Annotated in this window: 16 protein-coding genes and 1 pseudogene; 9 read left to right on the forward strand and 8 right to left on the reverse strand. The window is 74.0% G+C overall.

Annotation, left to right across the window (positions count from 1 at the left end):
* Nucleotides 1-31: 31 nt before the first annotated feature.
* From rocD to GA0070618_RS29435, 7 genes and pseudogenes are all read right to left on the reverse strand, one after another.
* The gene (gene rocD / locus GA0070618_RS29405) at nt 32-1,297 is read right to left on the reverse strand and encodes an ornithine--oxo-acid transaminase (protein ID WP_088984539.1); all 1,266 of its coding nucleotides are present in this window, start codon (nt 1,295-1,297) and stop codon (nt 32-34) included.
* A pseudogene (ddaH, locus tag GA0070618_RS29410) lies at nt 1,294-2,103 on the reverse strand (dimethylargininase). Before ddaH ends, rocD begins: the two are co-directional and overlap by 4 nt.
* Complete coding sequence (argH, locus tag GA0070618_RS29415; RefSeq protein WP_088984540.1) at nt 2,100-3,614, reverse strand: argininosuccinate lyase; 1,515 nt, start codon at nt 3,612-3,614, stop codon at nt 2,100-2,102. The pseudogene ddaH and the gene argH overlap by 4 nt, the downstream one beginning before the upstream one ends.
* Entirely contained in the window at nt 3,611-4,513 is a 903-nt protein-coding gene (locus GA0070618_RS29420; protein WP_088984541.1) for an arginase family protein, read from the reverse strand. Before GA0070618_RS29420 ends, argH begins: the two co-directional genes overlap by 4 nt.
* A gap of 40 nt (nt 4,514-4,553) precedes the next feature.
* A complete protein-coding gene (locus GA0070618_RS29425) occupies nt 4,554-5,324 on the reverse strand; it encodes an amino acid ABC transporter ATP-binding protein (protein WP_088984542.1) in 771 nt (256 codons plus the stop codon).
* On the reverse strand, nt 5,321-6,238 hold the full coding sequence (locus GA0070618_RS29430) for an amino acid ABC transporter permease (protein WP_088984543.1): 918 nt from the start codon (nt 6,236-6,238) through the stop codon (nt 5,321-5,323). Before GA0070618_RS29430 ends, GA0070618_RS29425 begins: the two co-directional genes overlap by 4 nt.
* A 122-nt stretch (nt 6,239-6,360) precedes the next feature.
* On the reverse strand, nt 6,361-7,923 hold the full coding sequence (locus GA0070618_RS29435; protein ID WP_170107788.1) for a PucR family transcriptional regulator: 1,563 nt from the start codon (nt 7,921-7,923) through the stop codon (nt 6,361-6,363).
* 203 nt (nt 7,924-8,126) lie between these two features.
* Between GA0070618_RS29435 and GA0070618_RS29440 the strand changes: the two genes are divergently transcribed.
* The 5 genes from GA0070618_RS29440 to GA0070618_RS29460 are packed head-to-tail and all read left to right on the forward strand — an operon-like array spanning nt 8,127 to nt 12,500.
* A complete protein-coding gene (locus GA0070618_RS29440; protein ID WP_143740209.1) occupies nt 8,127-9,023 on the forward strand; it encodes an ABC transporter substrate-binding protein in 897 nt (298 codons plus the stop codon).
* Nucleotides 9,024-9,025: 2 nt separating this feature from the next.
* Nucleotides 9,026-10,252 carry an amidohydrolase family protein gene (locus GA0070618_RS29445; RefSeq protein ID WP_088984546.1) on the forward strand — a complete coding sequence of 409 codons (1,227 nt, stop codon included), beginning with the start codon at nt 9,026-9,028 and terminating at the stop codon, nt 10,250-10,252.
* Nucleotides 10,252-11,241 carry an alcohol dehydrogenase catalytic domain-containing protein gene (locus GA0070618_RS29450; protein ID WP_088984547.1) on the forward strand — a complete coding sequence of 330 codons (990 nt, stop codon included), beginning with the start codon at nt 10,252-10,254 and terminating at the stop codon, nt 11,239-11,241. Before GA0070618_RS29445 ends, GA0070618_RS29450 begins: the two co-directional genes overlap by 1 nt.
* 39 nt (nt 11,242-11,280) lie before the next feature.
* On the forward strand, nt 11,281-12,321 hold the full coding sequence (locus GA0070618_RS29455) for an LLM class flavin-dependent oxidoreductase (RefSeq protein WP_088984548.1): 1,041 nt from the start codon (nt 11,281-11,283) through the stop codon (nt 12,319-12,321).
* Nucleotides 12,318-12,500 carry a hypothetical protein gene (locus GA0070618_RS29460; RefSeq protein WP_088984549.1) on the forward strand — a complete coding sequence of 61 codons (183 nt, stop codon included), beginning with the start codon at nt 12,318-12,320 and terminating at the stop codon, nt 12,498-12,500. Before GA0070618_RS29455 ends, GA0070618_RS29460 begins: the two co-directional genes overlap by 4 nt.
* Here GA0070618_RS29460 and GA0070618_RS29465 read toward each other — a convergent pair.
* Complete coding sequence (locus tag GA0070618_RS29465; protein ID WP_088984550.1) at nt 12,490-13,155, reverse strand: SMI1/KNR4 family protein; 666 nt, start codon at nt 13,153-13,155, stop codon at nt 12,490-12,492. The genes GA0070618_RS29460 and GA0070618_RS29465 overlap by 11 nt on opposite strands.
* Before the next feature lie 169 nt (nt 13,156-13,324).
* Here GA0070618_RS29465 and GA0070618_RS29470 point away from each other — a divergent pair, with 169 nt between their 5' ends.
* The 4 genes from GA0070618_RS29470 (at nt 13,325) to GA0070618_RS29485 (ending at nt 21,387) form a co-directional block, all read left to right on the forward strand.
* Nucleotides 13,325-14,647 (forward strand): SWIM zinc finger family protein, encoded by a 1,323-nt coding sequence (locus GA0070618_RS29470; protein ID WP_088984551.1) that lies wholly within the window; start codon nt 13,325-13,327, stop codon nt 14,645-14,647.
* On the forward strand, nt 14,644-17,229 hold the full coding sequence (locus GA0070618_RS29475; protein WP_231931500.1) for a DUF6493 family protein: 2,586 nt from the start codon (nt 14,644-14,646) through the stop codon (nt 17,227-17,229). Before GA0070618_RS29470 ends, GA0070618_RS29475 begins: the two co-directional genes overlap by 4 nt.
* A gap of 216 nt (nt 17,230-17,445) precedes the next feature.
* A complete protein-coding gene (locus GA0070618_RS29480) occupies nt 17,446-19,884 on the forward strand; it encodes a M14 family metallopeptidase (protein WP_088984552.1) in 2,439 nt (812 codons plus the stop codon).
* Between the two features lie 192 nt (nt 19,885-20,076).
* The gene (locus GA0070618_RS29485) at nt 20,077-21,387 is read left to right on the forward strand and encodes an extracellular catalytic domain type 1 short-chain-length polyhydroxyalkanoate depolymerase (protein ID WP_088984553.1); all 1,311 of its coding nucleotides are present in this window, start codon (nt 20,077-20,079) and stop codon (nt 21,385-21,387) included.
* Nucleotides 21,388-21,442: the final 55 nt, after the last annotated feature.

The following is a 21,442-nucleotide window of genomic DNA, read 5'->3' on the forward strand; positions in this document are numbered from 1 at the left end:
CGGCGGCCGGCGTGCCGTCAGCCTCCGACGTTCACCGGGCCCGGCCGGGGCCGGTGACGGTCGCGCGGCAGGTCGCCAGCACGTCCCGCAGCTGGTCCAGCGCCCACCGGAGGTCGTCGTCGGTGGCGACCAGCGGGGGTGCCATCCGGATGGTGGAACCGTGGGTGTCCTTGACCAGCACGCCCCGTCCGGCCAGCGCGGCGCAGACGTGCCGCCCGCTGGCCAGGGCCGGGTCGATGTCGATGCCGGCCCACGCGCCCGCGCTGCGCACGGCGGTGACGCCGTCGCCGATCATGGCGTCGAGCCCCTCCCGCAGGACGGCGCCGAGGCGGCGGGCCCGGGCCTGGTACTCGCCGGTGCCGAGCAGGTCCACCACGGCCTCGCCGACCGCCGCCGCCAGCGGGTTGCCGCCGAAGGTGCTGCCGTGTTCACCCGGCTGGAGCAGACCGAGGACGGCCCGGTCGGCGAGCACGGCGGAGAGCGGGACGATGCCACCGCCGAGCGCCTTGCCGAGCAGGTACACGTCCGGGCGGACACCGGCCCCCTCGCAGGCGAACGTCGTGCCCGTCCGCCCCAGCCCCGACTGGATCTCGTCGGCGACGAACAGCGCCCGCCGCTCGGTGCAGATCCGGCGGACCCCGGCGAGGTAGCCGTCGGCGGGAACGACCACACCGGCCTCGCCCTGCACCGGTTCGATGAGCACGGCGGCGGTGTGCTCGTCAACGGCGGCCTCCAGGGCCGGGAGGTCGTCGTACGGCACCACGGTGAAGCCGGGGGTGAACGGACCGAACCCGGCCCGGGCCTGCGGGTCGGTGGAGAAACTGACGATCGTGGTGGTCCGGCCGTGGAAGTTGCCGGCGGCCACGACGATGGTCGCCCGGTCGGCGGGGACACCCTTGACCTCGTACGCCCAGCGGCGGGCGACCTTGACCCCGGTCTCCACCGCCTCCGCGCCGGTGTTCATCGGCAGGACCAGGTCCATTCCGGCCAGCGCGGCGAGTTTTTCCGCGAACGGGCCGAGCCGGTCGTTGTGGAAGGCGCGGCTGGTCAGGGTTACCTTGGCCAACTGCTCCCGGGCGGCGGCGAGCAGCCTCGGGTGACCGTGACCGAAGTTCAGCGCCGAGTATCCGGCCAGCAGGTCGAGGTAGCGGTGACCGTCGACGTCGGTGACCCAGGCTCCCTCGGCCCGGGCGACGACGACCGGCAGCGGGTGGTAGTTGTGGGCGAGGACCGCCTCCTCCCGGCTGATCGCGGCGCGGGTGCGGGTCCGGTCGGCGGCCTCGGTTCGGATGCTCATCGGCGGATCTCCAGGGTGCAGCACTTGGCCCCGCCGCCGGCCTTGGCCAGCTCGGACAGGTCGACCGGGACGGGCCGGTAGCCCCGGGCGGCGAGTTGGGCGATCAGGTCGGTGGCGGCCTGCGCGACCACCACGTTCGCGCCGTCGCTGACGGAGTTCAGCCCGAGGGCGAGCGCGTCGGCCTCGGTGGCCAGCAGGGCGTCCGGGAACAGGTGCGCCAGGACCCGTCGGCTGCCCGGGGAGAACGCCGCCGGGTAGTAGGCGACGGTGTCGTCGTCGAGGACGAACAGCGCGGTGTCCAGGTGGTAGAAGCGCGGGTCGGTCAGGCACAGCGACACCACCGGCCGGCCGAGGAACTCCTGCGCCTCGCCGTGCGCGGCCGGTTCGGTGCGGAAGCCGCTGGCGGCGAGCACCAGGTCCCGGGTGACCGCGAAGTCCCCCTCCCCCTCGTTGACGTGCTCGGACGGTCGGACGCTGGGGAACCCCGCCGCGGTGAACCAGGCCCGGTAGGCGGGAGCCTCGGGCGCGCGTTCGACGTTGCGGTACCGGGCGCCGTAGACCAGGGAGTCGAGCACCAGGCCGCAGTTGGCGGCGAAGACCATGTCGACCAGTCCGGGCACCGGGTCGACCAGGTGCACGGTGTGGCCGAGCTGGCGGTACGTCTCGCACAGCCGCGTCCACTAGGCGGTCGCGCGGGTCCGGTCGACCGGCACCGCCGGGTCCATCCAGGGGTTGATCGAGTAGGTGACATCGAAGTGGGCCGGCGGGCACATGAGGTACTCGCGCCGGGTGGCGGTGCGGATCATCGTGGGTCGTCCCGGGTGAGGATGTCGTCGACGGCCGCCTCCAGGGCCGCCTCGGCACGGGCGACCCTCTGCCGCAGGTCGCCGACGTGCTGCCGGTCGGCGGCGAGCCGCTCGGCGAAGCGGGCCGCCTCCCGTCGGACCGCCTCCGGTGCCGGGCCGCCGTAGAGGGTCCGCCGGACGACGAACGCGTGCGGGTCCATCGCCTCGGCGAACTGCTCCGGGGTCAGGCCGCTGTCGCGGCCGAGCACCTGCCGGGCCGCGTCGTCGAGCAGGGCGCAGGTGGCCGCCGGGGCGGTCACCCCGCGCTCGATGCCGAGCCGGACGAAGACGCCGACGACCTGGTGGGCGTGCCGCCAGTCGAGCCCGGTGTGCCGGACGAGGGCGGTGGCGACGTCGGTCACCTGGGCCCAGTGGGCGCCCGCCTGGGCGGCCAGCCGGTTCCGGTCGACGCGCAGGTCGGCGAGGATCCCGGCGCAGTCGCGGAGCTTGCCGGAGATCGACCCGCACATCGACCAGAGCGCCTGCTGCGAGTAGCGGCGTTCGAGGATCGGGAAGCCGGTCGGGCCGCGTTCGGCGGTGATCACCCCGACCAGGGCCGCCAGGGCCTGGGTGGCGACCGACTTGACGTCCTCCAGGGCGTCGGGGTTCTTCTTCTGCGGCATGATGCTGCTCGTGCCGCAGTACCGGTCGGGCAGCTCCACGTAGCCGAACTCGGACGTCGACCACAGGTAGAGGTCGTCGGCGAGCCGGGCCAGGGTGGCGCCGGTGGTGGCGAGCAGCGCCGCCGTCTCCATCTCCAGGTCGTGACTGAGGATCGCGTCCATGGTGTGCGGCAGCGGGGCGTCGAAGCCGAGCAGGTCGGCGACCCGGTGCCGGTCGACCGGCAGGTCGCTGCCGGTGAGGATGGCCGCCCCGGCCGGCGAGAGGTTGAGCCGGCCGTACAGCCCGAACAGCCGTTCGGTGTCCCGGGCGAAGGCCTGCTCGAACATGGTCGCCCAGTGCGCGAACGTGGTCGGTTGGGCGTGCTGGCCGTGGGTGTAGCCGGGCATCACCGTGTCGGTGTGCGCGTCGGCCAGGTCGAGCAGGACACCCCGCAGGTCGGTCAGGGCGGGCAGGAGCGCGTGCAGGTGCCAGCGGATCGTCATCCGGCGGGCCACCTCGATCAGGTCGCCGGAGCTGCGGCCGAGGTGGATCCGGCCGCCGGTGTCCGGACCGAGGGTGGCGGTGAGGTACTGCTCGCCGGAGTGCATCCCGCCACCGGCGGCGATCCGGGTCTCGGCGACACCCCGGACGTCCATCTCCCGCAGGGCGGCGACGATGGCCCGGCCGGTGGCCGGGTCGAGCAGGCCCTGCTCGGTGAGCATCACCGCGTGGGCCTTGTCGAAGGCGTGGATCGCCGGCAGGGAGTCGCCGAGCAGTTCCGTGCGGTGGCTGCGCAGGTGCGGCAGCTGTTCCTCGGTCAACCGGACGCCGGTGGCCCGGAATCCCTGGTGGTCGTGGTCGGTGGTCATCGACGGGCTCCTCCGGCGCCGAAGACGGCGAAGTGGAACAACAGGTACGCGGTGAGCGTGGCGGTGGTCGACGTGGGGTGATCGGTGAGCGGGTTGACCTCGGTGACGGCGAACGCGTCGCAGTGCGGGGCGAGCAGCCGGACGGCCTCCAGCGCCTCACCCGAGGTGAGGCCACCGGGTTCGTGCGCGCCGGCTCCGGGGGCGAACGCCGGGTCGATCGCGTCGATGTCGAAGGAGAGGAAGAGGTGGTCGGCGCCGGAGACCCGGTCGAGGATCTGCTCGACGGCGGAGACCGGGCCGAGCGCCTGGAACTCCCGGGCGGTGATGTGGGGCAGGCCGGACGTGCGCTTGAAGGTCGCCGAGGACGGGAAGTTGAAGTGCCGGACGGCGACCTGGATGCAGTCGTCGGCGTTGATCCGGTCGAGTTCCAGGCTCCGGCGCATGCCGCTGGACTGGCTGACCCGGCCCTGGTACCGGTTGTGGTCCATCAGGTCGAGGTGGGCGTCGAAGTGGATCACCCCGACCCGTCCGGGCAGGGCCTCGTGCACTCCCCGGGCGCAGGGGAAGAGGACCGAGTCGTCGCCGCCGATGACGATCGGCGAGCGGCCCTCCCGCAGCGAGTCCGCCACGGCGGCGGAGCAGGCGTCGAGGGTGGCGTGGATGTCGTGGCCGACGACGTCCACGTCGCCCCGGTCGCGCAGCAGGTCGTCGCCGACCTCGTGCACCGAGTCGCTGTCCAGGGAGTAGATGGCACCGTTCTCGATGCGCTGGGTGATCCAGCCCAGTGCCTCGCGGACCCGGGCGGGCGCGTAGCGCGAACCCGGCCAACCCAGGGTGGAGCCCCCGTCGAAGGGGACCCCCCACAGGTCGAACGTCCGCGGCTGGTGACGACGTGGCATTCCTGACCTCTCGCTGTGCGAACGACGGTGGTAGGTGGGTTCAGCCGAGGACACGGGAGACGAACTCCCGGGTCCGGGGGTGCTGGGGGGCGCCGAGCACGTCGGCCGGGGGGCCGCTCTCCACGACGACACCGTCGTCCATGAAGACGAGCGTGTCGCCGACCTCGCGGGCGAAGCCGATCTCGTGGGTGACGACGACCATGGTCATGCCGTCGGCGGCGAGGGTCTTCATCACGTCGAGCACCTCGCCGACCAGCTCCGGGTCGAGGGCGGAGGTGGGCTCGTCGAAGAGCATGAGGTACGGCTGCATGGCCAGCGCCCGGGCGATCGCGACCCGCTGCTGCTGACCGCCGCTGAGCTGCGCCGGGTACGCGTCGTACTTGTCGCTGAGACCCACCCGGTCGAGCAGCCGGCGGGCGGCGGCGGTGGCGTCGGCGCGGTTGTGCCGCAGGGCGCGTAGCGGCCCCTCGACCACGTTGCCGAGCGCGGTCATGTGCGGGAAGAGGTTGAACCGCTGGAAGACCATGCCGATCCCGCGCCGCTGCCGGGCGATCTCCCGCTCGTTCAGCTCGTACAGCCGGCCCTGGCGCACCCGGTGGCCGACCAGCTGGTCGCGGACCCACAGCTCGCCGTCGTCGATGCGTTCGAGTTGGTTGACGCAGCGCAGGAAGGTGCTCTTGCCCGACCCGGACGGCCCCATCACGCAGAGCACCTCCCCGGCGTGCACGGTCAGGGACACCCCACGCAGCACGTGGACCGGTCCGAACGACTTGTGGATTCCGATGGCCTGGACGACGGGTGTGCCGGTCACGCCTCGTTCTCCTTCTCTCGGCGCGCGAGGGCGCGGGCGGCCCGGCGGGTGGTGTGCTGGAAGCCCCGGCCGAACCGTCGTTCGACGAAGTGTTGGATCACGCTGAGCACCGAGACGACCACCAGGTACCAGGTCGCCGCGACGATGAGCAGTTCGATGACCCGGTTGTTGGCGTAGTAGATGAACTCGGCGCTCTCCAGGATCTCGCCGTAGGTGATCACCGCGGCGAGCGAGGACATCTTCAGCGTGCTGATGAACTCGTTGCCCAGCGGCGGGACGATCACCCGCATCGCCTGGGGCAGGACCACCCGGCGGCGGATCTGCCCCGGGGTGAGACTGAGCGCCTGGGCGGCCTCGATCTGGCCCCGGTCGACCGCCAGGATGCCGGCGCGGACGAGTTCGGCGGTGTACGCGCTCATGTTGATGCCCAGCCCGAGCAGGGCCGCCACGAAGGGCGTCATCACGTCGATGGTGCGGGCCTGGAAGCTGCCGAACCCGATGGTCGGGAAGACCAGGGCCAGGTTGTACCAGATCAGCAGTTGCAGCAGCACCGGAACGCCCCGGAACAGCCAGACGTAGCCGAAGGCGACCGTCCGGGTCACCGGGTTGGCCGACATCCGCATCACCGCGACCACGACGCCGAGGACGATGGCCAGCGCCATCGAGCAGAGCGTGATCACGATGGTGTTGCCCAGTCCGTGCAGGATCGCCCCGGCGGTCAGGTACCGGCCGACCACCGGCCACTCGATGCTGCCCTGGGCGAAGGCCCGGGCGAGCAGCGCGAGCAGGGCGATCACCAGCGCCGCCGAGATCCAGCGGCCGTGGTGCCGTAGCGGCACCCGGGGCAGGCCCGCGAGTTGTCCCGGTCCCGGTGCCGGCGAGGTGGCGGTTCCACCCCGGTCCGTGCTGGTCATGGTGCCTCCCGTCGGTGCTTTCGCCGAGTCTCACCGGCGACGACGGGGTGCGGTACCTGACAGGAGGTCCAGTGGGACCGCCCTGACCAGGACTTTCTGTCCTACCAGACGCCGGGTCGGCGCTACGTCCGGTCGGGTGCCGGGCGGGTGTCGTCCGGGTCGGCGGCGCCGTCGGCGAGCAGGGCGAGCCACAGCTCCATGCGTTCGTAGGCGGAGGCGAGGTCGCGGCCGGTGATCCGTTCGATGCGCTCGATCCGGGCCCGCAGGGTGTGCCGGTGGATGCCGAGTTCGGCGGCGGTCTCGTTCCAGTGCCCGTTGTGCGCGAGGAACGCGCGCAGGGTGCCCAGCAGGGTCCCGTCCCGGCCACCGTCGTGTTGCTGGAGCGGGCCGAGCACCCGGCGGACGAAGCCCGCGAGCGCCTGGGGTGACTGGGCGTGGAACAGCATCTGGAGAGCTTCCAGGTCGTCGAAGCGGGTCACCGCCCGCCGTTCGGCCTGGCCGACCTCGGCGGCGTGACTGGCCGCACGGTGCGAGTGCGTGACGCGTTCGACGGGCACCACGTCGCCCAGACCGAGCGCGACGGTGGGACGGACCGAGGCCAGTCGGGCGAGGGCGCGGGCGGTGCGGTCCGAGCCGTCGGTGAGCACGGTGACCCGGGCCTGCCGGCCGGTGGTCTGGACCACCGCCGCCCCGGGCAGGTTCGCCTCGCTCATCAGCTCGTTCACCCGGTCGCCCAGGGGTTCGCCCCGGCTCGCGTCGCAGAGGTACGTGGCGACCCGCAGGGCGGTGGGGTCGAGGTCCCAGCCGGTGACGTGCTGGTGGGCCACCGCCGGCGCGATCGCGCCACGGAGCAGTTGGAGCAGGGTGTCGGCGCGCAACCGGCGCAGTTGCCGGCTGGCCGCCTGCGAACGTTCCATCTCCAGCGACAGCAGGGCCACCCCGCCGGCCAGCACCATCCGGCTGTAGTCGCTGGCCCGACCCGGCACGCCGGCGACCAGGAAGCCGCGCATCCGGCCCCGGGCGCCGAGGGTGTGGATCGCGATGGACTCGCGCGGGGTGACCACCGCGCTGCTCGCCCGGATGCCCCGTTCCCGGGTACGCATGAGGTCCGGGAGCAGGGCGGGCAGCCGCTCGCCGGCCTCGGGCGGCCAGGCCCGGACGACGGTGGCCGCCGTGTCGGTGAGCACCGCCCAGCCGTCGACCGCCCGGGAGATCGCGGTGACGATGCCGCCCCGTCCGGACTCCAACGCGGCGGCGGTCAGCGTCTGCTGGGCGTCGAAGGCGCGCGCGATGGTGTCGTACCGCTCGGCGGCGAGCAGGTTGGACACGCCCTCGGAGATCGCCACGTAGGGCGCGTCGACCGGGATCTCCAGCACGGGCAGGCCGCGTTCCTCGGCGGCGGCCCGCAGCGGTTCGGGGACGTCGGGGTGGTCGAGCCCGACCCCGAAGCCGAGTCCGGCCAGCCCGGCGTCGGCGAGCCGGTGCAGGTACGGCCCGAACTCCGCCGGGTCGGTGATCCGCATACCGGTGGTGAGCAGGAGTTCCCCACCGCGCAGCCACGGGGTCGGGTCCACCGTCTCGCTGACGTGCACCCAGCGCACCTCGTTGCCCACACCGGTGCCGCCGGCCACCATCCGCAGCCGCAGTTCCGGCAGCGCGAGAACCTGCGCGACGGTTACCGCCATCGGTCCCCACCCCCTGTCGTTGATCATGATTGGACGGCCTGCCTTCGACATGAAGTACAGTCCGACCTGCGGCGACGTGACAATAGGTCGCCTTCCGACAGCCGCGCGGTCGCTTGAACACTGGGGCAACGTCAGCCGATCACCGGCGACGGTCAGGCGGGGTGTGGGGTGCGCCATCACCCGCGAACCCGGAGGAGACAGGTGTGAAGAAGTCAGCCACATGGGTGAGCGTGGCGGTCGCGGCGGCGCTCCTCGCCGGTTGCGGCGGCACGGACGAGCCGGCGACCAACGCGTCGTCCGACAACCCGCTCAACGCGATGCTCCCCGAGTCGGTCCGCAACGCCGGTCGGCTCAACGTCGGTAACAGCCCGGTCTATCCCCCGATGTCCTACCTGCCGGAGGGCACCGAGGACCGCGAGAAGCGGCAGGGTTTCGACGTCGACCTGGCCCGGGCCATCGGCGAGAAGCTCGGCGTCACCGTCACGTTCGTCACACAGGAGTACGAGCAGTACATCCCGTCCCTGGCCACCGGCCGGATCGACCTGGTGCAGTCCGCCATGCAGGACCTGGAGTCGCGCCGGGACACGGTCGACTTCGTCGACTACTACACCACCGGACCGCAGCTGTTCACCCGCGCCGACCGGGCCGGCCAGTTCCCGACCGAGGCCGACGTCTGCGGGCACAAGGTGGCGGTGGACAGCGGCGACACCGGATACCGGGCGGCGCTCACCGAGTTCAACACCCGGGTCTGCGCCGCCGCCGGCAAGCCGCCGGTCCAGGAACTGACCACGAACGGCACGGCCGACGCGCTGTTGCAGTTGCAGCAGGGCCGCGCCGACGTGAGCATCCGGGGCGCGGAGTCCATCCGGTACGTCACGAAGGAGCAGGAACCCGGCAAGTACGCGCTAATCGGCAAGCCGATCGCGGAGATCCCGGTCGGCATCGGCGTCAGCAAGAAGGAGACGCAGTTGCGCGACGCGGTGGCGGCGGCACTCAAGGCGCTGATCGAGGACGGCACCTACGCCAAGATCGGCGAAAAGTGGGGCCTGTCGGACATCCTGCGTCCGGCGGTGACCGTCAACGGCCAGCCGGCGGCCTGACCATGACCGTCACCGTCCTGCGCGGCGGCACCGTGTTCACCCCGCAGCCGGCCGGCACCGCCGACGTGGTCGTCGGTGGACGTGACGTCCTCGCCGTGACGGCGGCGGGTGATCCCCCGTCCGGCGGCCCACCGACCGGGTCGCCGGGCGCGGTGGTCCACGACTGCGCCGGCCTGCTGGTGGTGCCCGGGCTGGTCGACGGGCACCTGCACATCGTCGGTGGCGGCGGCGGCGCGGGATACCACTCCCGGATCCCGGAGCTGCCGGCCGACGTGATCGTCGAGGCCGGCACCACCACCTGCGTCGGGATGCCCGGCGTCGACCCGGTCAGCAAGGGGCCGGAGACGCTGCTCGCCCGGGCGTACGCCTTGCCGGTCGCCGGCCCACGCGCCTGGGTGATGGCCGGCGGGTTCCACTGGCCGCCGCCCACCCTGACCGGGTCCCTGCTGCGGGACCTCTACCTGCTGCCACACCTGGTCGGCGTGAAGGTGGCCCTGTACGAGCACAAGGCCACCTGCCCCGACCTCGCCGAACTCACCCGGCTGCTGCGGGAGCTGGAGTGGGCGGCCGGGGCCACCGGCCGGGCGGCCCTGCTGCACGTGCACCTCGGCACCGCGGACGGCGACCCGGACCTGCTCCCGCGGGCCCTGGACGCCTCCGGAGCGGACCCGCGCCGGCTCCAGGTCACCCATGCCAACTACGGTCCCCGGACACTCGACCTGGCCGCCCGGATCGGTGCCGCCGGTTCCTGGGTCGACGTCAACCCGCTGATCAACCCGGCCCGCATCGTCGGTGCGGTGGCCCCGGTCGACGCGGTCGCGGAACTGCTCGACCGGGGGGTGCCGGCCGACCGGCTCACCCTCAGCAGCGACGGGAACGCCTCCGTGCCCCGGACGCTGCCGGACGGCACCCGGGAGGAGTTCGCCTACCGGGTGGAGCTGCTGCCGACCGTCCGCGCGCTGGTCGACACCGGCACCCTCGACCTGCCCCGCGCCCTGGCCCTGGTGACCCGCAACCCCGCCACCGCGCTCGGCCTGGCCGGGACCGGCACGCTGCGGCCCGGCGTACCGGCCGACGTCGTCGTGCTCGACCCGGAGCTGCGGGTCCGCCGGGTGTTCCGGGACGGCACCGAACTGGTCCGGGACGGCCGGGCGGTCGCCCCCGCCCCGTTCCGGCCGTCGCCGGGCGGGGTCGCCGCCGGCGCGGGCCCGGACACCGGGAGCCGCTGATGCGACACGTGCTCTTCCAGGACCCGGGACCGGCGTCCGCCGGGCCGCCGGTGCCGGTCTGGGTCGACGCCGCCACCCCGACGCCCGGCCCCGAGCAGGTGCTGATCGAGGTGCACGCGGCCGGGCTCAACCGCGCCGACCTGCTGCAACGCGACGCCGACTACCGGCCGCCGGCCGGCGAGTCGGCGGTACCCGGGCTGGAGTGCGCCGGTCGGATCGTCGCGCTGGGCAGCGGGGTCACCGACCTGCGGATCGGTGACCGGGTCTGCGCCCTGCTCGGCAGCGGCGGGTACGCCACCCACGTCGTCGCGCCGCAGGCCCAGGTGCTGGCGGTGCCCGACAAGTGGAGCATGACGGAGGCCGCCGCGCTGCCGGAGGCCCTGGCCACCGCCTGGTGGAACCTGCGGATGCTCGGCGGTCTGCGCCCCGGCGACCGGGTGCTGGTGCACGCGGCCAACTCCGGCGTGGGCACCATGGCCGTCCGCCTGGCCCGGGCGCTCGGCGCGAGCGTCGCCGGCACCGTCCGCACCGCCGCGCTGGCCGAACGGGTACGGGTCCTCGGCGCCGACCCGGTGGTGGTGTCCACGGCGGCCGACGCGGAGCGAACCCTGCGGGAGCAGGCCCCGGAGGGCTTCGACATCGTGCTCGACCTGGTCGGCGCGGCGGTCGCCGGTCTCACCCTGACCGGGCTGCGCACCGGAGGCCGGTGGCTCTGCGTCGGCGTGCTCAGCGGCGACGAGGTCGCCCTCAGCCTGCGCGCCGTGATCCGGCGTCGGCTCGTGCTGACCGGCGGGTCGATCCGCAGCCTGCCGGCCACCGAGAAGGCCGCCATCCTCGCCGACCTGCGGCGTTCCGGGCCGTGGACGGCACCGGACGGGATCCGCCCGGTGCTCGCCGCCACGTACCCGGCGACCGGGGTCACCACCGCCCTGGAGCACCTGGAACGCGGTGGCCTGCTCGGCAAGATCGTGCTCGATTTCCCCCGCTGACCTCGCTCCCCGACCCGCCCCGAGCCCTCTGGAGTTGCCGTGACCCCGACCGCACCCGCCCCGAGTCCCGCCACGGAACGCGTCGGACTGGCGCTCGGCTACGACCCGGCGGTGTCCGTCCGGCAGATGGCCGGCTCGGCCGCCGCCGCCGAGCGGGCCGGTTTCGACACCGCCTTCTTCTCCGAGACGCTGTTCACCAACCGCGACTCGGTCAGCGCCCTCACCGCGTTCGGACTGGCCACCGAACGGGTCACCCTCGGCACCACCCAGGTGGTCCGGCTGCGCAGCCCGCTGGTGATGGCGCAGACGGCGGCCACCCTCGACGAGCTGAGCGGCGGACGACTCGTCCTGGTGGTCGGGGCGTTCACCGCCAAGCACGCCGCCCGCAACGGCCGGCCGTTGACGGACCCGGTCACCACCCTGCGGGAGTACGTCGAGTCGATCCGGGCGCTGCTCACCGGGGAACGGGTCACCTACCGGGGCGAAGTGGTGCAGCTCGACGACGTGGGCCTGAACTTCACCCCGCTCCGGCCGGACATCCCGATCTGGATCGCCGCCGCCAGCCGCCGGGGGCTGGTCAACGCGGCGAAGCTGGGCGACGGGGTGCTGCTCGACGCCGGAACGTCCCCCGAGTACTCGGCCAACGCGGTCGAGCTGCTCCGACGCAGCTGCGAGAAGATCGACCGGGACCCGGCCGAGCTGACCGTGGCGCAGTTGGTCAACACCTCCATCGAGGACGACCGGGAGACCGCCGTCGCCGCGATCCGCTGGGAGGTCGCGACCAAGTTCACCTACGCGTCCACGCCGAAGGCCAAGATGTCGGTGGGCGAACCGGCCATCGACCCGGACGACCTGCCCCGGTTCGCCGACGCCTTCGCCCGGGGCGGCAAGGCCGCGCTCCAGGAGATCCTGCCCGAACGGTACGTCACCTCGTTGACCGCCACCGGCACCGCCGACGACGTGCGGGACCGGATCGCCGCGTACCGGCAGGCCGGGGTCACCCTGCCACTGGTCCGCCCGGCCGCGCCGCACCAGCTCGACCGCCTGCTGCGCACCTTCGGCCGCCCCGAGGCGGGGTGACCGACGCAGAGGCGACCGGCGGCGGGGCGACCGGCGCAGCGCCGACCGGCGGCGGGGCGACCGGCGCAGCGCCGACCGGCGGCGGGGCGACCGGCGCAGCGCCGACCGGCGGCGGGGCGACCGGCGGCGGCGTGGGGCACATCGCCGAGCAGCACCGGTCGGGCCTACTCAGCCGGTGACCGGGGTGGGGCAGGAGTCCAGCCAGCGTCGGTACCAGCGGGCGAAGCCCAGCGGCACGCCGTCCTCGTCGAGGAGCGGCCGGAGACCGCCCCCTTCGGCCCTGTCGTCGGCCCACATCTGCCCGCGCGCCGGGCCGCTGACCACCAGCGCCTCCCGCAGGGCGCACCCGAGGTGGCAGAGGTAGAGCAGGCCGACGGAGTGCGCGCCGGTGTAGACCACCGAATCGTACAACTCCTGGTAGGCGTCCTCGGCGGCCTCCAACGCCTCGGGCGAGTCGAAGTCGTCCTCGTCCGGCTGCGGGGGCAGGTCGTCGGCCGGGTTGAACGCCTCGGTGTGCGCGAAGGACTGGTCGAGGGTGTCCAGGTCGGTCAGGTCGGCACCGTCGCCCTCCCACCGCCACCCCTGCCCGGTCCGGCGCAGCGGGAAGAGCCCGTACGCCGGGCCGGCGCCGCCACGGCCCGCCGTCAGCAGGAACGACCGGTACTCGGCCGGCAGTTCCAGCCGCAGTTGTCCCTCCAGTTCGGCCAGTTCCGCCTCGGACAGCGGCGGTTCGAGGACGAACCCGTGGTCACCTGCGCCGAAGACCTCCCCGGCCTGCGGGTCGGCGGCCAGCCGGGCGAGCCGGGGCGGCACGTCGGACCAGTCGTCAGTCATCGGTTTCCTTTCGTGGGGCGCGGAGGGTGTCGAGGCGTGCACCGTACCGGTGGCCACCGACAGCGTCCGCCGGCCCACCCGTACGCCGGGTCGGGGCGGCCGGCGCGCGGCAGTGACCTGCGGCCCGGCCCTTCGGACGTGTCGGTGGCCACCCGTACGGTGTGCGATCGTGAACGCGCTTCAGACGTACCGCTACCTCCGACCGTCCGCCCTGAGCGACGGTGACCTGGCCTTGCAGACCAGCGGCGGCCCCTCGGCGAACCCCCGCTTCTTCGTCGGCTTCCTCACCGCGCCCCGGGCCGCCGCGTCCGGGCTGCTGGCGGTCGCCGAGGTCGCCCGGACCCGCTACCACCAGCCGGTCAATCCGGCGAGCCTGGACCCGGTGGTCACCGGCAGCCGGGACCGGCTGCGGTTCGAGTCCTTCTCCGGCTGCTGCGGGGTGTACGCGCGCCTCGACGTCTCCCCCGCCGGCTTCGACGGCGACGTCGTCGAGCACGGCACCACCAACGTGGACGTCAACGCGCCGCTGCGGGAGGCGCTGGCCCGGGTCGGCGGCCTCGACCCGCTGCACCTGTCGGTCGGCCCGGACGACCTCACCGTGTCGACCATGGACGGTCCGGTGGTGGAGAAGAAGGTGCCGCTGCCGGCCCGCTGGCTGCGCGGTTTCGCCGAGGTGCACGTGCTGGCCGCCGAGATGACCCTGCGCGCCGAGGTCCCGGCGACCGAGGCGGCGGCGTTCCTGCGCCGGCTGCCGTCCGCCGGTGACCGGTCGGTGCTCTGGGCGGTGCCGGCCGGCCGGACGCTACGGCTGACCTCCCGTCCCGGCCCGGGGGCGATCTGCCTGGCCGGGGCCGGTCGGCTGGCCGCGCTGCGCGGGCTGCTGCGCTTCGCCACGACGCTGCGCGTGTACGGACCGGCGGTGGGCGCCGGGTCACCGGCGACGGCGAGCGTCTGGGAGCTGGACACCGGCGGGATGCGGCTGTCGCTGACCCTGTCCCCGGAGCCGTACCGGGGGTTCTCCGGCGAGGGCGGCGTCCTGGCATCCCTGGCCTCCGACGACGTCACCGACGACGCCGCGCTGGTCAGCGTCCTGCTGTCCTGGGATCCGACGATCGACGTGCCGACGCTGGCCGCGCAGGCGGGCCTGACCGACGAGCGGGTCCGGGCCGCCCTGGTGCAGTTGGGCACTGCCGGCCGGGTCGGGTACGACGTGGCCGAGCAGGCGTACTTCCACCGGGTGCTGCCGTACGACGCCGGCCGGGCCGAGCGGGACAATCCCCGGCTGGTCGGGGCGCGGGCGCTGGTGGAGGCCGGGGCGGTGGGCCGGGACGGGGACGTCGCCACGGTCAGCCACGGCACCGAGGTCTACCGGGTCCGTCGCCTCCCCGACGGCGGGTACACCTGCACCTGCCGGTGGTGGAGCCGGCACCGGGGCGAACGGGGGCCGTGCAAGCACGCGCTCGCCGTGTCCATGGTGGAGGTGTCGGCGTGACCGACGGACGCTTCGACTACCTGAACACCGGGGGCGTCCGGGCCGCGAAGGTGGCCGTCACCGGGCTCACCGACGAGCAGCGCCGCGACATGGCGAAGGCCCTGCTGGTCCACATCCGCAACCAGGAGAACCCCTGGTTCTGGGAGGCGCGGGCCACCGCGCTGGCGGTGGTGGCGGTGGGCTGCCTGCCCAGCGCCGCCCAGGCCGCCCAACTGCTCGGCCGGCGGTCGGTCTCGCTACGCGCGGTGCAGACCAGGCTGGTGGTCGAGGTGGCGCGGGAGCGGGGCGTGACCTGGCTGGCCGACCTGGCGTACCGCCTGGCGGACAAGTTGCCGCGCACCGACCCGGACGACGGGTGGGAGTTCATCGGCGAGCTGCTCGCCGCCGAGCAGGCCCCGCCGCCGACCGGGGACCTCTTCGTCACCGGATGGGTACGGCACCTGGCCTGGCCACGGGAGCAGCGGCAGCGGGGCGTCCCGCTGCCGGAGCGGCTCGCCGCCGACCCGTTCCTCGACGCCCTGCTGCCCCGCCTCTTCGAGGTCGACGGCATCGGCGTGCACATGTCGTTCGACGCCCTCTGGTCCCGGGACCGGGACGACCCGGAAAACCGGGCGAAGATGGCCCTGCCCCGGGCGCTGGCGGCGCTCGCCGGCACCGGCCGGCTGGACCAGGCGGTCCTGCTCGACGGGTGCCTCAGCCGACTGCTGCGCGACGACCGGCCGGCGGCGCTGCGCGTCTTCACCGCCCTGCTCGACCACCTCGCCCCGACCACGACGGAGGTCGCCGACCGGGCCGCCGGTTACCTGCGGCTGCTCGCGGACGCCCCGGCGCCGGTCGCCACGATGGCCCAGAAGGCGCTGCGGCAGTGGGACGGCGCCGAGATCACCGACGTGCTCGACGCGTCCCGGGCGGTGCTGGCCCGGCCGGACAAGGCCCTGGTGAAGGCCCAGCTGACCTGGCTCGACCGGCTCGCCCGCCGACTACCGGACCGGGCCGCCGAGATCGCCGAGGTGCTCGCGGAGGCGCTCGACCACCCCGCCGCCGACATCCGGGACCGGGTCGCCACACTGACCGCCCGACACGGCCACGCGCCCGCCCCGGCGGTGGTCACCGTCGTCGGGGACGAGCTGCCGTCGCCGGCCGGACCGCCGCCCGCGCCGCCGCCGATCACCGACCCGGACGAACTGGCCGAGGAGGTCGGGGTCCTGCTGGACGGCAGGACGGAGGCGCTGGCACTGGACCGGGTGCTCGACGGGGTGGTCCGCCTGGCCGGCGCCGACCGGCCCGCCCTGCACCGGGCGCTGGTCCCGGTGCTGGACCGGCACCGGCACAGCATGTACGAACACCGGTGGGACCCGTGCTGCATCTGCGAGCTGGTCGGCGGGGTGCTGTACACGGCGGTCGAGCCGGCGCGGGCCGCCGACCGGCGTGGCCGGTGGCAGGCGCTGACGGCCGCGGTCGGCCGGACGCCCGAGCCGGACCCGCAGAACCCGGCGCCGGCCCGGGTGCCCGCCCCGCACCGGCTGTGGCGGGCCCGGATCGCCGAGGTCGGCATGCGGATCGGCGAGTCCGCCTACCCGGGGCTGCTCGCCATGCCGACCTCGGCCACCGGGGCGGTGGACCCGCTGGCCCTCTACGAGCGGATCGCCCGCCTCGGCTCGGCCGGCCCGTGGCGGTGGGACCTCACCCAGGCGTTGCTGCGGCTGCCCCCCGGGTCCGACGAGCCGCTCGCCGCGAAGGCGCGGGCGCTGCGCAGCCCGGCCGGTGACCGGCTCGCCACCTGGCTGCGCGACGGTGGCCTGCCCGATCCGGTCGCCGAGGTCCTCACCGTGCCCCGCCGGGAACGCCGCAAGCAAACCAACCGCTGGGCGACCGACTGGGAGTACGACCAGTTGCCCGAGCGACGCCGGCAGGTGCGGCTCACCCCGCCCGAGGGGTACACCGACCGGTTCGGGCTGCTCACCGTGCCGCCCGCGCCCCTCGGCGGCAACCAGGGCGACCGGGCGGCGTTCTGGGCGTCGGTGCTGCCCTGGCATCCGGGTGTGGTGGCGGCGCACGCGCTGCCCGAGGTCGCCAGCGCCGCCGACCAGGACGTCCGGGGAGCCACGGCGGTCCTGCCGGTGCTCGCCGAGAGCGGCGGCGCGGGTGGCCCCGCCCTCGACCTGGCCCTGGCGTACGGCTTCGGGGCCCGGCACGAGGCCGACCGGATCGCCGCCCTCGACGCCCTCCTGCTGCTCGCCGCCGCCGGCACCCTGGACGCCCCGGCTGTCGGCGGCCACCTCGGCACGCTGGTCACCGACGGCAACGTGCTGCCCACCCGGGCGGTGTCCCCGCTGCGGGACGCGGCCACCGCCGGTGCCCCGCTGAGCACCTGGCGGCTGCTCGCCGCCGCCCTGCCGGCGCTGCTCGCCGCGCCGACCGCGCCCCGGGGCACCCCGGACCTGCTGAGCCTGGCGGCCGAGACGGCCACCCGGACCGGTGTGCGGATCGAGGTGCCGGGGCTGGCCGAGGTCGCCGGCCGGGGCGGGTCGAGCCGACTGGTCCGCGAGGCGCGACGGCTTGCCGAGGCGCTCGACCGGTAACCGGCGACGACGGGCCGCCCGACGCCCGGGCGGCCCACCCGGGCCCCTCCATTGACATGCGTTTTCGCTCCGACCAGGATGGGCGCACCGATCGTCCACCCCCGACCGGTTCCGCCGACCTGCGGTGCGCCGACCCTCCCGCCGGCCACCGCCGGTTCCGTGCGGGACCGGCCCGCCGGTTCGCCCGCGCCCGTCCCCCGCGAAAGGCGGCGACAGATGCCCCCACCCGTTCCCTCCCGCTGGCGACGGCGGTTCCCCGCGGCGACCGCCGCCGGTGCCGCCCTGCTCATGCTGGCCAGCCCGGCCACGGCGGTCACCGCCGCCCCGACCGACGGCCCACCCGCCGCCGCGCCGGCCGCCCTCGACCGTCCCGCCGACGAGCAGGCGTCCGTGGTGGAGGTGCTCCTCGCCGACCAGGCCGCCCTGGACGAACTGGTGGCCACCGGCGTCGACCTCGACCATCACGTCACCCGCACCGGAACCGGGATCGTGGTGCACGCCGTGGTGACCCCGACCGAGACCGCCGCGCTGCGGCGGATGGGCTACCGGATCGGCGCGACCCTGCACGACCCGGCCGACTCCGCGCAGCGGATCGCCGAACGGGAGGCGACGATCGCCGGGCACCGGGCCGACAACCGCCGGTTCTCCGCGACCCTCGCCCCGTCGGCGACCGCGTCGGACGTCCGGATCATCCGCGCCGACTACTACACCTCCGGCACCGACCAGGTCCTCTCGGTCGAGGCGAAGTGGGGTCAGGGGCAGACCGCGACCGGCGCGCTGACCGTGGCCCGGGACAGCGGACCCGGCACGGAGATCGGCTCCGGCGGCACCCAGACCATCTCCCGGTTCGTCGACGCCGGGGTGTACCTGTACCACCGGGGCGCGGCCACGGTCACCGCCCGGCCGCACCGGATCCAGGTGACCAGCCCGACCGGGGACGTGGCGGTCGCCGAGGTCACCGAGTGGCTGCCGATCCCGGACGACGACCCGGAGGGGCCGGGCTACCAGAAGGACTTCGTCACCAGCTATCTGACCCCGACGGAGCTGTACGCGCGGATCCGGCAGCTCGCCGCCGACCACCCGAGCCTCGCCGAGGTGGTGGAGCTGCCGTACAAGACGAACGGGTACCGGCGCAAGGCGCAGGTGGTGCTCGGCGGCACCGCCGCCGGGCGGGTCGCGGTCGACTCGCTCGCCTGGGGCCACCAGGGCGGCAACGACATCTCCGTGGAGCTGGCCGACCCGGGTGCCGCCGACCGGCCGCTCACCGTGACGGTCACCGGTCCGGCGATCCGGGTGGAGCTGGCCACCGACGCCGCCGGGGCGGTCACCAGCACCGCCGCCGAGGTGGTCGCGGCGCTCAACGCCCGCGCCGGCACGCTGGTCAAGGCCTACACCTACCGGGGTGACGCCGGTGCCGGAGTCGTCGCCCCGGTCGCCCGGACGCCGCTGACCGACAACCTCAAGGCGCCGGCGAGCGTGTCCCGTGACCCGCACCCGGTGTACGCGATCCGGATCGGCAAGCACCGGGACGGCTCCCGCACCGGGGTCCTCGCCTACGCCCAGGAACACGCCCGCGAGTGGGTGCCCCCGTTGGTGACCATCGAGACCGCCGAACGGCTGCTGCGCAACTACGCGCACGACCGGCAGACCCGGCAGTTGCTGGACACCCTGGACATCTGGATCGCCCCGTCGATCAACCCGGACGGCGGGCACTACTCGTTCTACGACTTCGCCTCGCAGCGCAAGAGCATGACCAACCACTGCCCGGCCGGGGACGCGGCCGACGCCCTGGCCCGCAACTCCTGGGGCGTGGACAACAACCGCAACTACACCGAGTACAGCCTCTTCGACGGGTACGCGGGCGCGTCGTCGAGCTGCACCAGCGGCAGCTACGCCGGGCCGTCCGAGCTGTCCGAGCCGGAGAACCGGAACCTGGACTGGCTGGCCCGGCGCGGGAACATCAAGTTCTCGATGAACCTGCACTCCTCCGGCAACTACTTCATGTGGTCGCCCGGGGCGTACTCGCTGCCGGACCGGGTCTCCGCGCCGCGTCCGACGCTGGCCGAGGAGTCGTTCTTCTGGGGCGCCTCGTCCCGGATCCTCACCGCCATCAAGCGGCACCGCAACCTGGCGGTCACCCCGGCGAGAACCGGCCCGATCTCCGACGTGCTCTACTCGGCGGCCGGCAACTCCGGCGACATGCTCTGGTACCGGTACGGCATCTACGCCTGGAACTTCGAGGTCGGCAACAGCTTCCAGCCGGCCTGGGACGAGGCGCACGAGCAGACCCTGGAGTACGCCAACGGCCTGGTCGAGCTGATGCGGGTGGCCCGCGACTTCGACAAGGACCGCAGCCGGCCGGAGAGCACGATGGCGGTGACGCCGAACGCCGCCCCGGGCATGGTGAGCGTGCGGTTCGAGGTCAGCGAGCCGGCGGCGGTGTTCTACACCCTCGACGGCGGTCGGCCGACCTACGCGTCCACCCTGTACGCCTCGGCGGGAATCCGGGAGGGAGCGGAGACCCTGACGGTGCCGGCCGGCACGCAGGTCCACTGGTTCTCCGTGGACGCGGCCGGCAACGTGGAGGGCAACTACCGGCCGGACGGCCACGGTCGCAACTTCAACAAGGACCGGGCGGTGCTGCCCCGGGGCTGACCCGGGTAGGTGTGGGGCGGCGGCCGGCCGGGCCGCCGCCCCGCGCGTGTCACGGGATCAGGGTCGCCGGCTTGCCCGCCGCACCGAAGGCCATCCATACTGATAGATGTTCCTGAGCCGGACGTGATCGGGCACCGGGCAGTCCCCGATCGGAACCTCCCCACGATCCGTGATGCTCAGGAGGAACCATCCATGACGGCGAGATTCAAACTGCTGGGGGCTGCCCTGGTGGCCGCCGCGATCACCGTGTTGGCCGCCGTGACGGTCCCCACGCCCGCGTCCGCCGCGACGCTGACCGAGGTGACCGGCTTCGGTCCCAACCCCAGCAACCTGCGCATGTACCTCTACGTCCCGGACCGCGTCGCGCCCCGGCCCGCGCTGGTGGTCGCGGTGCACTACTGCACCGGCAGCGGACCGGCGATGTACTCCGGCACCCAGTACGCCGCGCTCGCCGACCGGTACGGCTACATCGTGGTGTACCCGTCGGTGACCCGCAGCAGCAAGTGTTTCGACGTGTCGTCGCCGCAGGCGCTGCGGCGTGGCGGCGGCAGCGACCCGGTGGGCATCATGTCCATGGTCGACCACGTCCGGCAGCGGTACGACGTCGACCCGGCCCGGATCTTCGCCACCGGCATCTCGTCGGGCGCGATGATGACCAACGTCCTGCTCGGCCTCTACCCCGACGTGTTCAGCGCCGGCGCGGCCTTCTCCGGCGTGCCGTTCGGCTGCTTCGCCACCACCGACGGTTCGGAGTGGAACAGCCAGTGCGCCAACGGCCAGATCATCCGGACGCCCCAGCAGTGGGGGGACCTGGTCCGCGACGCCCACCCCGGATACACCGGTCCGCGTCCGAGGATGCAGACCTGGCACGGCACCAACGACGAGACCCTGCGGTACCCCAACTTCGGTGAACAGATCAAGCAGTGGACCAACCTGCACGGGTTGAGCCAGACGCCCACGTACACCGACAGCCCGCAGCCCGGCTACACCCGCACCCGCTACGGCGGGTCCGGCCCGACCGCCCCGGTCGAGGCGATCAGCATGCAGGGCGTGTCGCACAACCTGCCGGTCGACGCCGCGCAGGCGATCCGCTTCTTCGGCATCGACACCACGCCACCGACCAGCGCACCGCCGACCACGCCGCCACCGAGCACGCCCCCGCCGAGCACGCCCCCGCCCGGGCCGGGGACCTGCCGGATCGGCTACACGGTCAGCGCCTGGAACACCGGCCTGACCGCGTCGGTCACCATCACCAACACCGGCGGCACCGCGATCGACGGCTGGAACCTGACCTTCCCGCTGCCCGCCGGGCAGACCGTGACCAGCGGGTGGAACGCCACGTACGCGCCGTCGAGCGGGACGGTCACCGCCCGCAACGTCGCCTACAACGCCACGATCGCCCCGAACGCCTCGGTCAGCATCGGTTTCCAGGCCACCCACACCGGCGGCACCGGAGCACCCACCTCGTTCGCCCTCAACGGCACTCCCTGCTCGATCGGCTGAGCCGACACGAGAAGCGGCGGGACACCGTCCGGTGTCCCGCCGCCGCTCGCCGTAC

This window comes from Micromonospora echinospora, from assembly GCF_900091495.1.
Classification (GTDB): Bacteria; Actinomycetota; Actinomycetes; order Mycobacteriales; family Micromonosporaceae; genus Micromonospora; species Micromonospora echinospora.

Excerpts from the sequence above, each read along its gene's own strand:
- GA0070618_RS29445 (WP_088984546.1), top strand. The coding sequence starts at position 9,026 with ATGACCGTCACCGTCCTGCGCGGCGGCACCGTGTTCACCCCGCAGCCG.
- argH (WP_088984540.1), bottom strand. The coding sequence starts at position 3,614 with ATGACCACCGACCACGACCACCAGGGATTCCGGGCCACCGGCGTCCGG.
- GA0070618_RS29435 (WP_170107788.1), bottom strand. The coding sequence starts at position 7,923 with ATGGCGGTAACCGTCGCGCAGGTTCTCGCGCTGCCGGAACTGCGGCTG.
- GA0070618_RS29465 (WP_088984550.1), bottom strand. The coding sequence starts at position 13,155 with ATGACTGACGACTGGTCCGACGTGCCGCCCCGGCTCGCCCGGCTGGCC.
- GA0070618_RS29420 (WP_088984541.1), bottom strand. The coding sequence starts at position 4,513 with ATGCCACGTCGTCACCAGCCGCGGACGTTCGACCTGTGGGGGGTCCCC.
- GA0070618_RS29480 (WP_088984552.1), top strand. The coding sequence starts at position 17,446 with ATGCCCCCACCCGTTCCCTCCCGCTGGCGACGGCGGTTCCCCGCGGCG.
- GA0070618_RS29430 (WP_088984543.1), bottom strand. The coding sequence starts at position 6,238 with ATGACCAGCACGGACCGGGGTGGAACCGCCACCTCGCCGGCACCGGGA.
- rocD (WP_088984539.1), bottom strand. The coding sequence starts at position 1,297 with ATGAGCATCCGAACCGAGGCCGCCGACCGGACCCGCACCCGCGCCGCG.
- GA0070618_RS29485 (WP_088984553.1), top strand. The coding sequence starts at position 20,077 with ATGACGGCGAGATTCAAACTGCTGGGGGCTGCCCTGGTGGCCGCCGCG.
- GA0070618_RS29450 (WP_088984547.1), top strand. The coding sequence starts at position 10,252 with ATGCGACACGTGCTCTTCCAGGACCCGGGACCGGCGTCCGCCGGGCCG.